At 53.1% G+C, this 303-nt stretch carries 1 tRNA gene; it reads right to left on the bottom strand.

Annotation, left to right across the window (positions count from 1 at the left end):
• Positions 1-128: 128 nt before the first annotated feature.
• Positions 129-213, bottom strand: a tRNA-Leu gene (locus ACW9HW_RS30185).
• Between the last annotated feature and the right edge of the window lie 90 nt (positions 214-303).

The following is a 303-nucleotide window of genomic DNA, read 5'->3' as shown; positions in this document are numbered from 1 at the left end:
ACGACAACGGGAGTCACAATCCCGTGCTCTACCAACTGAGCTACGCCCACCATATTGCGTGTCAAAGAAGCCAAGCAACTTCTTTGTAGAGCCCCAACCAGGCCAACCGGCGTGAGTGAAGCTTTATTTGGTGCGGATGAAGAGACTCGAACTCTTACGCCTCGCGGCGCTGGAACCTAAATCCAGTGTGTCTACCAATTCCACCACATCCGCGGATGAAGCCTTTAAAGCAAAGGCGCCAGACTGTTAATCTGGCGCCTTTCGAAATATGGGGTGGACGATGGGGATCGAACCCACGACAAC

The organism is Pseudomonas sp. SDO5532_S415, from assembly GCF_054071155.1.
The sequence above is the reverse complement of the archived record's forward strand: the minus strand, read 5'-3'. Positions and strand labels throughout refer to the sequence as shown.